Here is a 12,635-nt window from a genome sequence, read left to right on the forward strand (position 1 = left end):
TGACTTCGCAGGCAACGATGGGCGACGAACTGCTCAACCGCGAATGGTTCCGCAGTCGGACCGAAGCGAAGGTGCTGATCGAACGTTGGCGACAGTTCTACAACGAGCAGCGGCCGCATAGCGCGCATGCTTACAAACCGCCGGCGACGATCCGGCGCAACTGGATCCAATCCGATAGCATCCCCTCCGAACTCACTGCCTGACTGGCTACAAAGTTCGTACTCAGGTCACCTTGGCGCAGGCACTGAAGGTGGAGCCACCCGGAATGGGTGCTCCCACCGCCTTACGCGCACTGGCTCGAACTCTCCCGAGGCGCCGGCAAGCTCGTCACATAGCGACTAGAGAGAGGAGGTGACCGTACGAGTTCCCAGCGCCCGATCCACTCTGGGAGCTGGGTCGCCTAGCGACTACGCTACCAATGGAGCTAGCGATCAACTCGATAACTTGAGCGTGATAACGCCCAGGATGATCAACGCCACGCCAAGGTATCGCATCAGGGAGGTTGGGTCGCCATAGAAATGAATTCCGACTAAGAAAGTTCCCGCCGCTCCGATACCCGTCCACACCGCATAAGCAGTCCCAATCGGTATCTGACGCTGAGCAAGCCATAGGAAGGCGCCGCTAATTGTCATGAAAGAGACGGCTACTGCGACCCCACTCCAACGCGATGTTGGCTCTTGCGCCATTTTCAGCCCGACCGGCCATCCGATTTCAAACAATCCAGCCAAAACAAGATAGATCCAACCCATTGCGATTCTCCTTCAAATTTTTCATATCCGGCATACATACTCCGGCATGACCACCAGCTTAGAACTTCGGCGGCTCTTTAGGCGTGGTGTGGGGCACATCGCCATCTTCGTAAAAGCGCTTTCGCGTAGCCTCGGCAACCCGGTTACATAGTTGGTCGCCCAGCATTGGTCGATCCAACTTGCATTGCTTGCGCAACTCTTTCAGACGCTCAGGATTGAGCGCTAATTCATCGACTGTCGGAAGGTTGGCTTTATCTGGTTTCCCAGATGGGCTGCAGGCTGCCAATGTCGAGGAAAGCAATATGAGAGCAATCTTCTTCATGGTTAATTTTCTTTGGGAGATTGTGTGATGGTTTACCGCCGACCTTTGGCATCTGGAGATTTGATCGAATGAACGCGTTCCATGAAGCGAGTCAGCATTTCTGACGGCTCGCTGGCCGGCCGTAGTAGATAGGTCGTGAGCATTGGCGAACGTCCAGTCAGCGGCCGTGCGACCACCCCCTGTTCCCTGCTGGCTGTGATATGCGCGCCTCCTGTGAGGCCTAGTGCAAGTCCCGCCGAAACCAGGACCATCATTAGATCGCTGGAAGTCACGCGTTCGGCAATCAGTGGCTCTATGTCCACGCGACGTAGCACCCGTTCAACTTGCCGAGCATGGCCCTCACACGCCACCGCGTCGCAGAGCACCAGCGGATACCGCAACAGCTCTTCTAGGGGAATCTGTTTGTGGGATAGCAAGGGGTGCCGTGCGGGCACAGCTACCATCAGAGGGTCACTCCACACCGGCACGGCGATGATGCCTTCGCCGACTTCATCCGATTGAGCGAAGCCGAGATCGTACAGTTCGCCACACAATCCCTTGATTTGCTGTGCCAAAGGCACCTCGAAGAAGCGAACTTCCACTTCCGGCTCTTCCTGCCGGCAGAGCGCCAACAACGCAGGCAGGCGCGATGGCGTGATTCCATCAGACAATGCAATACGGAGCTGGCAATGAAAGCCATTGGCTGCGGCGTTCACACTGTCGCGCGCCTGCTGCAAAGCTGCGAAGACACGCGGCACGCTCTCAAAGAAGAGCCTGCCCGCACGAGTCAAGCGGGTGCTCCGAGTGGTTCTCGCAAATAGCGCTACGCCCAACTCTTCCTCAAGTTCCTTGATGGCGCGCGACAGCGGCGATGTCTCTATGTGGAGGCGCTCTGCGGCTCGGGCAAAGTGCAGCTCCTCTGCCACCGCCAGAAAGTAGCGCAGGTGTCGAATTTCCATGTTCGCATTCCTCATCACTCAGGCCTCACCACCTTCGCCTTGCGTCACGCTATTTAGCTAGCCTTCGCAAGCTGCTCCAGCATGTTTCTGCGATCAAACAGGAGAGCCGGATAATGCTTTTGCCAGGACGCCCCATTGCATGGCTGTCTCGGCCCGCGTGCGGATCAGCGAAGCCTGCGCTGACAGCACCCCGGCCTCAGCCTCGGCCACCACCGTGGCGTCCACTTGTCCCGCCTCGAACAGACGTCGGCTGCGATCGAGCTGACGCTCCGCGACTGCGACACCCTCGGCCTGATGCTCCAGTGCTGCGTGCTGCGTATGCCAACCGAGATATGCGTTCTCTACGTCCTGCAAAGCACTCAACAAAGTGCGCTCGAACTCCGCACGGGCAGCTCGGCTGCGCGCCTCTCCGGTCTCGATGCCGGCACGGATCGCGCCACCATCGAAGATCGGCAACGACACCCCGGCCCCAAGTGAAAAAATGTTTCCAGTGATGCGGGTTCCCACACCCTCTACGCGCTGCCGTCCGCCGCTCAGGTCCAACACCAGCCTGGGGAAGCGTTCGCCTTCGGCTGCGTTCCAGCGCGCGGTTTCGGCGGCGAACTTCGCTTCGGCGGCGCGCACGTCGGGCCGCTCACTCAGCAGGTCCGCAGGTATGCGTGTCGGTGTCCAGTCCGGGACGGCGAGCGACGCAAGAGTTGGGGAAGCTGCAGGCGCTCCGGGCGTTTGTCCCACTAGTACATCGAGTGCATGCGTCGCCTCGCCGCGCGCACGCCGCAGTTGCTCTTGCTCCACGCGCAGTGCGACGACGCCGGCGCGGGTACGCTCGATGTCGAAGCCGGTAGCTTGTCCGGCCTCGAACTTCCGTTGCATCAGCAAGACGAGTCGTTCTGCGGATGCCAGCCGCGCCGCGGCTAGCGCTTCGAGCTCACTGGCTTGGCGCTGCTGCACAGCCGCCGACACTGTTTCAAACGCGACCTGCCACCGCGTGGCAACCCACGCTTGTTCGGCTGCCACCGCATCCAGGCGCGCACCTTCTGCTGCCTGCGAAAGCCGTCCCGACAGGTCTGCCTCCCACGATGCGGACAACGTGGCGCGGCCATCATTGCCGATTGCAACGTTCTCTGAATAGTCGCGTCCTCGAGTTGCCTGCGTGCCCGCGGACAACGAGGGGAGCAGGGAGGCCCGTGCTCGCCGCGTGGCGGCCGATGCCTCGTCCACGCGCGCTCGCGCAATCGTCAGTTCGGTATTGCGCTCCAGCGCCGCCCGGACCAAGGCATTGAGGTGCGGATCGCCGTAGGCCGTCCACCAATCGACGGGAAGAGTACGGCGGGACGATTTGTCCAAGATGCCTTCACCTCCCTCTTCATTTGAGAAATGGGCCGGTACATCCAGGCGAGGTGGATCGGCAGAGTGCGGGGCATGGCTGCAGGCCGCAAGAAGCAGTAGCGGAGAAATCATGGCAATGAGGCGATAGCGTTCAAGAATTTGAGACATGGCAGCTCCTTGCGCTCCGAAAAAGTCTTGACGGACTGTTGTATGGCTTCTACTATACCGTCTGGACTGTATATGACTCAAGCTTTTTTGGAGCACGACCATGCCGCCCCGCGCGAAAACAAAGTTGCCCCCCCCGTCCACTGCCCATAGCAGCGCCGATGCGCAGCCCGGCCTCCAGCAAGGAGCCCAGCGAACTCGCGACCGCATCCTGCAGGCCGCCCGCGAACTGGTGCTGGAGGAAGGTGCCAGTCGCTTGACACTGGACGCCGTCGTTGTGCGGGCCGGGTTGAGCAAAGGGGCGTTTCTCTATCACTTCAAGACCAAACGCGATTTGTTCGTGACACTGATCGACGAGATGATCCGGGCGTTCGACGCGGTACAAGCCAATCACGAGCGCAGGTTTGCCGGAGATCCGGACCCCTGGCTGTCGAGCCAGGTGGAAGCGATGCCCGACGACGAGATGCAGAAGATGGGCGCAGCGCTGCTCGCGGCAGCTGCGGAAGATCCAACACTTCTCGACCCACTGCGCGAGTGTTACCGCGTGCAGTACGAACGCGTGCGTCGATCCCCGCGTGGCACCGAGACCGCGGCACTCATCATGCTGGCATTGGATGGCGCCCTGTTCGCCGATCTTCTGGGTTTGCCAATACTCGCACCCGCAGAGCGGCGGCATTTCTTTCGGGCGCTCCAGGATCTCGCCTCGGGCCATCTCGAACTTGTCCCGGCAAAAGGACGCACATGAGTCGCGTCCGTAGCGGTGTCATGACCGCGTGCGCACCGCGCTCCTTGGCGGTTGCTTGCACACTATCCATTTCGACTCTGCTCTCAGGGTGCGGAAACTCGCAATCCACCGTATCCGAGCCTCCGCGCGCAGTGAAGCTCGCCGCCGCGCAGTCGGATCTCCCGCATAGCTCTCGCATCGAATTGACTGGCTCGGCGCGAGCAACCGAGCGCAGCATCCTAGGATTTGAAACAGGAGGACGGATCGCCAAGTTGAACGTCGACGTGGGTGAACGGTTCTCCCGCGGCCAAGTCCTGGCAGAACTTGATGCGCAACCTGACCGGCTTCGCGTGACACAAGCGCAAGCATCCCTGGCGGCCGCCGAAGCCGGCCTGATGGATCGACGTGTACAGACAGATCAACAGCGCCGGTTGCTCGAAAGCGAAGTCATCTCCCCTGCTGCGTTCGAGAGCGCGAAGGCGCAGCTAGCGGTCGCAGAGGGTCAAGCGCGCACTGCCAAGGCGGCGCTTGGCCTGGCCGAACGAGCACAACGTGGCACGATGATCGTCGCTCCTTTCGATGGTGTCGTGGCGGAAAAGCTGGCTTTGGCGTTCACCGACATTGCTGCTGGTGCGCCGGTATTTCAGGTCGACGGCGTGCGCAGTGGCACTGAGATCATCGCGAACGCGTCTACTACACAGGCACCTCACATAGATGTCGGCCAACGCGCAGAACTGAGCTGGAGCGGAGCCGAACAACCAATCCGAGCGGTGGTACGTCGTGTCGGTCTGCGCGCCGAAAATGGCTCGCTCCTACCCGTGGTGCTAGTGCCTGAAGATAACGCGCAAGCGCGCGCACTTCGGCCAGGTATTCCCGTACAGGTCGTGCTCGACGCACCTGCGGCAACCTCCAAGACCTCTCGGCCCGAGACTGTATCCATACCTTATGCCTCGCTGGTGCTCGGCACGAAGCCGGGCGAGGCTTCCGTCTTCGTCTACACCCCTGAAGATAAGAAGGTGCACCGTCGCGCGGTGCGCTTCACGCCGGTACAGGAAGGAGACAGCGCGCGCGTCCTCGCTGGACTCAAGCCCGGCGAGACGGTGGTTGCCGCCGGAGGAGGATGGCTCACCGATGGACAGCCAGTGACACCACTGGAAGCCACCACTCAATTGACCAAGCGCTAACGCGATCCACCAGGTTACTTCATCATGAAGATCACCGAGATGGCGCTGCGCGCCAGTCGACTTACCTACTTTGTAGCGCTCATCATTTTCGTCGCCGGCATCGCGACCTTCCTGAATTTTCCTTCTCAGGAGGAGCCGACTGTCACGGTCCGCGATGCGATGGTCACGGCGTTGAACCCGGGGCTGCCCGCCGAACGCGTTGAGCAACTCATTGCCCGGCCGATCGAGGAGCGCTTGCGCGAACTGGCAGAGGTCAAGCGCGTGACGAGCACCGTGCGCGCAGGCAGCGCCATGATCCAGGTCACGATCTGGGACCGCTACACCGACTTGGCACCGATCTGGCAGCGCGTCCGGGCCAAGGTCGCCGATTCGAAGGATGCCTTACCACAGAGCACGATGGGGCCTTTCGTCGACGAAGACTTCGGCCGCGTCGCGGTTGCCTCGATTGCGGTCACTGCACCAGGTTACTCCATGAGCGAGATGCGCGTCGCGCTCAAGCAGATGCGCGACCGCCTGTACACCGTGCCTGGTATTGAGCGCATCACTTTCTACGGCCTGCAGGAAGAGCGCGTCTATCTCGAATTCGATCGGCCTAGGCTCGCGCGATTGGAGCTGACACCACAGGGGGTGATCGACCAACTCGTCAAACAGAACGTCGTCGCTTCGGGTGGACAAATTGTTGTCGGCGGCATCAATGCAACCTTGGCGGTCAGTGGCGAAGTGCGTGACGCTCCCTCCCTGCGAGCAATGCCGATCGCGCTGCCACGACCGCAAAGTAGTACGGCGCCCGTGCCGACGATCGCATTGGGTGAACTGGCGCAGGTGAGTGTGCGGCCAGCCGATCCGCCGGAATCTGCTGCCATCTACAAAGGCCAGCCCGCTGTCGTCATGGCGGTTTCGATGGCCTCCGGTCAGAACGTGGAGCAGTTCGGAAAAGCGCTCAAAGCACGGGTTGCAGACCAGGAGAAGCTGCTGCCGGCGGGTTTCGATCTGTCATACGTCACTTTCCAGGCCGATGTCGTCAAGCACGAGATGGGCAAAATGAACCACGTCATGATGGAGACGATCATCGTCGTCCTCGGTGTCGTCGTGCTATTTCTCGGTTGGCGCACCGGGATCATCGTGGGCATGATCGTGCCGTTGACGATCCTCAGTGCACTCATCGTCATGCGCGCGATGAACATCGAGCTTCAGAACGTCTCGATGGGCGCCATCATCATTGCGCTCGGCTTGTTGGTGGACAACGGCATTGTGATTGCCGAAGACATCGAACGCCGCCTGGCCGGTGGCGAAGATCGTAAGCATGCCTGCCTCGAGGCGGGCCGCACGCTCGCCATTCCGCTGCTCACGTCCTCGCTCGTGATCGTGATCGTGTTCTCGCCGTTCTTTTTTGGCCAGAACGCCACGAGCGAGTATCTGCACAATCTCGTGGTCGTGCTGGCACTGACGTTGTTCGCTTCGTGGCTGCTGTGCCTGACTGTCACGCCCCTATTGTGCTACCACTTCGCCAAACCCCATCACAAGCAGGAGCAGGGCGACGCCTATGACACCCGCTTCTACCGTGGCTACCGGCGCGTACTGGAGTGGGTGCTCCACCATAAGGCGGTCTATGTAGCGTCGATGATCGCGGCGCTTGCCATTGCGCTGTATGGCTTCACCACCCTGCCGTACGATTTCATGCCCAAGTCCGACCGGCTTCAGTTCCAGATTCCGGTGCAGCTCGCCCCCGGTACCGACTCGCGCGAAACGCTCGCCCGCGTGAAGCAGATCAGTGGTTGGCTGGGCGACACGAACATCAATCCAGAAGTCTCCGATCACATCGGCTACGTCGCCGATGGTGGCCCGCGCTTCATCCTTAGCCTGAATCCACCACTGCCGGCATCGAACATCGCGTACTTCGTTGTCACATTGAAGCCGAAGAGCGACATCGACGCCGTCCTCGCCCGCACCCGCAGCTACTTTGCGCAAGCACATGGCGACGTGCGCGCCGAGCCCAAGCGTTTCTCGCTCGGTGCGACCGAGTCAGGGACTGCCATTTATCGCGTCAGCGGTCCGGATGAGGAGGTATTGTTGGGGGCCGCGTCCAAAATCGAAGCAGCGCTGCGCAAGCTGCCCGGCACCATCAACGTCAAGAACGATTGGGATACGCGCGTTGGCCGCATCGACGTACGGGTCGACCAGGACCGCGCGCGTCGGGCGGGCGTGACGACTGAAGACATCGCTGGCGGGCTGGATGTCCGCTACAGCGGCAGATCGATCTCGGTTATTCGCGACGGTGACACCTCCGTCCCGATCGTCCTGCGCAGTATCGTAAGCGAGCGTCGCAGCACGGCAGACGTAGGCGCGACGCTCATCTATCCCACCAACGGCGGTCCAGCGGTGACGCTGGCTCAGGTCGCAGACGTATCGCTCGCGAGCGAGCCCTCGGTCATCCAACGGCGCAATCTCATCCGCACGATCACCGTGCAAGGACAGAACACCTCTTACACCGCCCAGGAGATCATCAACCGCCTGGCGCCTAGCGTCGCTGCCCTGGACCTGCCCGCGGGCTACTCGGTTGAACTTGGCGGCGAGATCGAGGAAGCCGCCGAATCGAACGCCGCGCTGTCGACCTACATGCCCCTCGCATTTCTGGCGATGCTGATGCTGTTCGTATGGCAGTTCAATTCTTTCCGCAAGCTCGGTGTGATCCTCGCGACGATCCCTTTCACGCTTATCGGCGTGGTATTGGCTCTGAAGCTGACCGGCACACCTTTCAGCTTCATGGCGACCTTCGGCGTACTGGCCCTGTTCGGGATCATTGTCAACAACGCCGTGCTCTTGCTGGAACGCATCGACCAGGGGCTAGCGGAAGGCCTGCCACGCCATGAAGCCTTGGTTGGGGCCGCGATACAACGGCTTCGTCCAATCGTGATGACCAAGGTCACCTGCATTTCGGGACTGGTGCCACTCATGCTCTTCTCCGGACCATTATGGAAAGGGATGGCGATCGCGATGATCGGTGGGCTGGCACTCGGAACGCTGGTGACGTTGGGCTTGATTCCGCTGCTTTACGAAGTCCTGTTTGGAATCAAGCGAATTGGGCCGTGGAACCTGAGTGTCGCCACCGCGCATGGAGATCGCTCATGAGTCTCTTGCGAGCCGCCGCGTGCTGCGCATTCTCAGAATTCGTATGCACCCACGCTTCATGCGTATGTCTCGCTAGGCTTATGCGATTCAGCACCCATCCGCTGATCTGGAAATCCTGGTCGATTGTCATTGCCGCAGGGGTTCTAGGAGCGGGCTATCCACTGGGCCTGCGGGCCATCACGGCGGGCGGTCCGATGCGCTGGGTCGGCCTCTGTGTGGCAGTGACGTGCATGGCGGCCAGCGGCGCACTTTTGTGGTTCGCGCTCAAGCGGATTCCGATCAGCGCGGCCTCTGCAGCCTGGGCAGGAATCGGGCTACTTGGAAACTTGGGCGTCGGCGCCCTCCTACTAGGCGATGTCGCATCGGTAACGCGCTGGTCTGGCACCGCCCTCATCGCAGCAGGCATTGCCTGTCTTAGTTTCGTTTGATCAAGGAGACCCATTATGAAGAGCAAAACTGCATTGATCCGCGGCGGCATCTTTTTTTGCGTAGCAGGCGCGCTCTCTGGATGCGCGACCAACAGCATGACGCGCTCCGGATTTCTCGGCGACTACGAGAAGTTATCGCCGACACGATACGAGAACGTACTGATGTACCGCGCAGCGGGATTCGAGCCCAAGCGTTATGCCGCTGTCGTGGTGGAAGAAGCGCAGATCAAGACCGCCTCGGGTCGCATCGATGGGCTCGATGACGCGCAGCAGCGCGAAGTGCTAGACCATGTGACGAGCGAACTGAAACGCCAGGAAGGCAAAAGTCCCGCCCCCCCAGGTGGCGCGGGACAGGTTCGGGTGCGTGTAGCGGTCACCGAACTGCAGACACCGAATCGGGCAGTCAATGCAATGACGACCCTGCTGGTTGGACCCGTGACGACGGGTGGTGCCAGCCTAGAGTTCGAAGCAGTCGATTTAAGGACGGGACGCCGGGTTGCTGCCGCCAGTTGCTTCGAGCGCGGCAACGTCATTAAAGAGTTCGCCGGTTCGTACACATTGCTGGGTCATGCCAAAGCGGCGATCACGAACTGCATCGAGCGCATCGACAGCGCTTGGCGGGACACGCAGCCATGAGCAACGCTTCACAGGCTTGGCTCCGGCAGGATGCCATGGTCGGCGGTGATCACAAATGGCTGGCGGGTGGCGACTGGACGATAGAGCACTACGCCAGTCTGGCAAAATCCGTGTCCGCCGCCCGCATCAGTCATGCCGAGGGGTACGCCACTCCCTTACTCGACTGGACGCAAGTCCAGAGACTGGACACCGCCGGCGCGGCTCTGCTGGTGGAAATTCTCGGGCCAGACTCGATACTCGACCGGCCGGAGGCAGCTCCAAATCTGTCCTCGGATCGCCTCGCCCTAATGAGAGCGCTGGCCGCCGCTGCTACCGATCAGCAGAAGACGGAGAAAGCAGCGGTGAGCGGGAATCCTCTGCTCCGCGGTCTGGGACGCATAGGCCTGACCTTGGAACAGGGCTGTCGTGCGTGTCTTGGTCTGGCCGGGTTCGTGGGCCAGATCATCGAAACATGGAGCCGTACCGTTCGTCACCCGCGTCGCTGGCGCGCGACCTCGGTGATCGCTCAAATCCAGCGATCAGCGGTGGACGCCATTCCCATCGTGGCGCTACTGAGCTTCATGGTAGGAATGGTGGTGGCGTTCCTGGGAGCAACGGTGCTGGCCAACTTCGGTGCGAGCATCTTCTCGGTGCATCTGGTCGCCTTCTCGTTCATGCGCGAGTTCGGAGTGCTGCTCCCGGCCATATTGATTGCAGGCCGTACCGCAAGCGCGTACACCGCCCAAATCGGTTCGATGAAGGCAAATGAAGAGATCGATGCGCTTCGCTCCAACGCGCTCGACCCCATCGAGTTACTGGTGCTGCCACGCGTGCTGGCGCTTCTTGTGTCCTTGCCACTGCTCACCTTAGTAGGCATCTTGGCTGGCATTGCGGGCGGCGCCACCGTATGCGCACTGAGCTTGGAAATTCCTCCCGCACAGTTCCTTGCCATCGTGCAGGAAAAAATCGAGGTGCGCCATTTTCTTGTCGGAATGAGCAAGTCCCCGCTCTTCGCGGTGATGATCGCCGCTATCGGCTGCCATGAAGGGTTCAAGGTCGCCGGTAGCGCTGAGTCGGTAGGCGACCACACGACGTCTAGTGTCGTGCAATCAATCTTCATGGTGATCCTGATAGACGCCATCGCTGCACTGTTCTTCATGGAGATGGGCTGGTGAGCGCGGTGAAGCAAGACACCGACAACGGTGTGCGACACGCTATTGAAGTGCGCGGCCTGGACAACAGGTTTGGAACCCAGCAGGTCCATCAGGACCTAGACCTGGACGTGCGGCGCGGGGAAATCCTTGGCGTGGTGGGAGGGTCAGGCACCGGGAAATCCGTGCTCTTGCGTAGCGTCGTCGGGCTGCAGAAGCCGCATTCGGGCGTGGTCCGTATCGGGGGGCGCGACCTACTGCGAGCCCAATGGCTTGCGCGCGCGCGTATGGAGCGAAGGTTCGGCATTCTGTTCCAGAAGGGCGCGTTGTATTCATCGCTGACCGTCTTGGAGAACGTCGCTCTTCCTTTGATCGAGCATGTCGGTCTGGCGCGGCCTCTTGCCGAGCGTTTGGCAAGAAGCAAGCTGGGCTTGGTGGGGTTGCCTGCCGGAGCGGGAGACAAGTATCCGGCCTCGTTGTCCGGAGGCATGGTGAAACGAGCAGCACTGGCGAGAGCCTTGGCGCTTGATGCGAACATCCTGTTTCTTGACGAACCCACCGCAGGACTGGATCCAATCGGGGCTGCATCTTTCGACCAATTGATTCTGACCCTGCGCAATGCACTGGGCCTCACGGTGTTTCTGGTAACCCACGACCTCGATACGCTGTACACCATATGCGACCGTGTCGCGGTCCTGGCGAACCAGAAGGTACTCATCAACGACGGCATCGAGGCAGTCGAGCGCTTCAAGCACCCGTGGATACAGGAATACTTTCACGGCCCCCGTGGCCGTGCGGCCGCACAGGCCACTGGTGCTTCCAGCCAAGAGACGCAGCCATGAAACCCCTCCGCATCTGCATCATTCTTCCGTCGCGCACGCATTGGGCTGGGCGCACGCAATATTTAAACTCTGAGAACGAGGTGGTCTGATCATGGAACCACGTGCCCATCATGTATTCATTGGTCTGTTCGTCGTGCTGCTCGGTGCGATTGGTATTGGCTTCGCGCTTTGGCTCAGCGACACACGTTCCGACCACGATTACCAGTATTACCGGATTATGTTCGATGAGCCAGTGACCGGGCTTACGCCCGGCAGCCAGGTTCAGTACAGCGGAATCACGATTGGCGAAGTCGTTGCACTTTCTCTTTCACCGCGAGACCCAAGGCGGGCGATAGCGCGCGTACGCATCAATGCCACCATCCCGGTCCGGCAGGATACCCGCGCTGAATTGGTCATCACGGGAATTACCGGCAACGCGGTGATCGAGTTGAGCGACGGTGGGCCAAACGTGCCATTGCTGGATCGGAGAGAGGACGAGGAACCGTTGATCCTCGCACCACGTTCGGCGATGGCATCCCTGGTCTCCGGTGAGGGGAACAGCATGACGACACTCAACGGCATCTTGCTGCGCACGCAGGAGTTACTGTCGAAGGAGAATTTGGCTCTTGTGCACCGCAGTCTGGTGAATCTTGAACAGACCACGGGCGCGGTCGCTGACCAGAGGGCCGAGATCGCGACGTTAATCAGCAATCTGACCGAAGCAAGCAGAGAATCGACAGCTGCCGTGCGCCAAGCAAATAGCACTCTTCGCGATGCCAACCTGCTACTAAATAACGATGGTAAGCAAATCATGGTGAACACGCGTGATGCAACGGCATCCCTCGAACGCGCCGCTTTCAGGGTTGAGACGCTACTGCAAAACAATCAGGAATCGCTGAACCAGGGCTTGGCCGCCACAGGTCCTGCCATGCACGAACTCCAGCAGGCGCTGGCCAATCTAAACACCGTGCTGCGCCGACTGGATCGCAATCCGGCGCAATACCTGCTCGGTGGAGAGAACATTGAGGAAACCAAGCCGTGAACACTTCCGCCAGGATGATTCCCGTCGCTGCCGTGACT

The 12,635-nt window shown here is 60.5% G+C and carries 12 protein-coding genes and 1 pseudogene; 9 read left to right on the forward strand and 4 right to left on the reverse strand.

The features are described 5' to 3' along the window. Nucleotides 1-23 precede the first annotated feature (23 nt). A pseudogene (locus ACM1PE_RS18160) lies at nt 24-203 on the forward strand (integrase core domain-containing protein); the annotation flags it as partial. Nucleotides 204-431: 228 nt separating this feature from the next. On the opposite strand, the gene ACM1PE_RS18165 reads toward ACM1PE_RS18160, so the two are convergent. From ACM1PE_RS18165 to ACM1PE_RS18180, 4 genes are all read right to left on the reverse strand, one after another. Beyond that, the gene (locus ACM1PE_RS18165; RefSeq protein WP_000539741.1) at nt 432-749 is read right to left on the reverse strand and encodes a DMT family transporter; all 318 of its coding nucleotides are present in this window, start codon (nt 747-749) and stop codon (nt 432-434) included. 58 nt (nt 750-807) lie between these two features. Continuing rightward, nucleotides 808-1,071, reverse strand: a complete 264-nt coding sequence (locus tag ACM1PE_RS18170; RefSeq protein ID WP_000717310.1) for an EexN family lipoprotein — start codon at nt 1,069-1,071, stop codon at nt 808-810. A gap of 32 nt (nt 1,072-1,103) precedes the next feature. After that, complete coding sequence (locus ACM1PE_RS18175) at nt 1,104-2,009, reverse strand: LysR family transcriptional regulator (protein WP_000405670.1); 906 nt, start codon at nt 2,007-2,009, stop codon at nt 1,104-1,106. Between the two features lie 93 nt (nt 2,010-2,102). Beyond that, nucleotides 2,103-3,506 carry an efflux transporter outer membrane subunit gene (locus tag ACM1PE_RS18180; protein ID WP_419340633.1) on the reverse strand — a complete coding sequence of 468 codons (1,404 nt, stop codon included), beginning with the start codon at nt 3,504-3,506 and terminating at the stop codon, nt 2,103-2,105. Between the two features lie 100 nt (nt 3,507-3,606). On the opposite strand from ACM1PE_RS18180, the gene ACM1PE_RS18185 reads away from it, so the two are divergent. The 8 genes from ACM1PE_RS18185 (at nt 3,607) to ACM1PE_RS18220 (ending at nt 12,597) form a co-directional block, all read left to right on the forward strand. After that, nucleotides 3,607-4,248: a TetR/AcrR family transcriptional regulator gene (locus tag ACM1PE_RS18185; RefSeq protein ID WP_024944154.1), complete on the forward strand. Its 642-nt coding sequence runs from the start codon at nt 3,607-3,609 to the stop codon at nt 4,246-4,248. A 131-nt stretch (nt 4,249-4,379) separates the two neighbouring features. Beyond that, nucleotides 4,380-5,411, forward strand: coding sequence for an efflux RND transporter periplasmic adaptor subunit (locus ACM1PE_RS18190; protein WP_225984323.1), 1,032 nt, complete (start codon nt 4,380-4,382; stop codon nt 5,409-5,411). 24 nt (nt 5,412-5,435) lie between these two features. Further along, nucleotides 5,436-8,540, forward strand: coding sequence for an efflux RND transporter permease subunit (locus ACM1PE_RS18195; RefSeq protein WP_003092293.1), 3,105 nt, complete (start codon nt 5,436-5,438; stop codon nt 8,538-8,540). Between the two features lie 80 nt (nt 8,541-8,620). Beyond that, entirely contained in the window at nt 8,621-8,968 is a 348-nt protein-coding gene (locus ACM1PE_RS18200; RefSeq protein WP_038421338.1) for a DMT family transporter, read from the forward strand. A 15-nt stretch (nt 8,969-8,983) separates the two neighbouring features. Further along, complete coding sequence (locus ACM1PE_RS18205) at nt 8,984-9,604, forward strand: DUF3313 family protein (protein WP_000837791.1); 621 nt, start codon at nt 8,984-8,986, stop codon at nt 9,602-9,604. Beyond that, complete coding sequence (locus ACM1PE_RS18210) at nt 9,601-10,758, forward strand: MlaE family ABC transporter permease (protein WP_000063629.1); 1,158 nt, start codon at nt 9,601-9,603, stop codon at nt 10,756-10,758. Before ACM1PE_RS18205 ends, ACM1PE_RS18210 begins: the two co-directional genes overlap by 4 nt. Continuing rightward, the gene (locus tag ACM1PE_RS18215) at nt 10,755-11,576 is read left to right on the forward strand and encodes an ABC transporter ATP-binding protein (RefSeq protein ID WP_023093371.1); all 822 of its coding nucleotides are present in this window, start codon (nt 10,755-10,757) and stop codon (nt 11,574-11,576) included. The genes ACM1PE_RS18210 and ACM1PE_RS18215 overlap by 4 nt, the downstream gene beginning before the upstream one ends. A gap of 91 nt (nt 11,577-11,667) precedes the next feature. After that, nucleotides 11,668-12,597, forward strand: a complete 930-nt coding sequence (locus ACM1PE_RS18220; RefSeq protein WP_000433686.1) for an MlaD family protein — start codon at nt 11,668-11,670, stop codon at nt 12,595-12,597. The last annotated feature ends 38 nt before the right edge of the window (nt 12,598-12,635 follow it).

Source organism: Achromobacter sp. PD1 (genome assembly GCF_048541815.1).
Taxonomy (GTDB): domain Bacteria; phylum Pseudomonadota; class Gammaproteobacteria; order Burkholderiales; family Burkholderiaceae_B; genus Achromobacter; species Achromobacter bronchisepticus_A.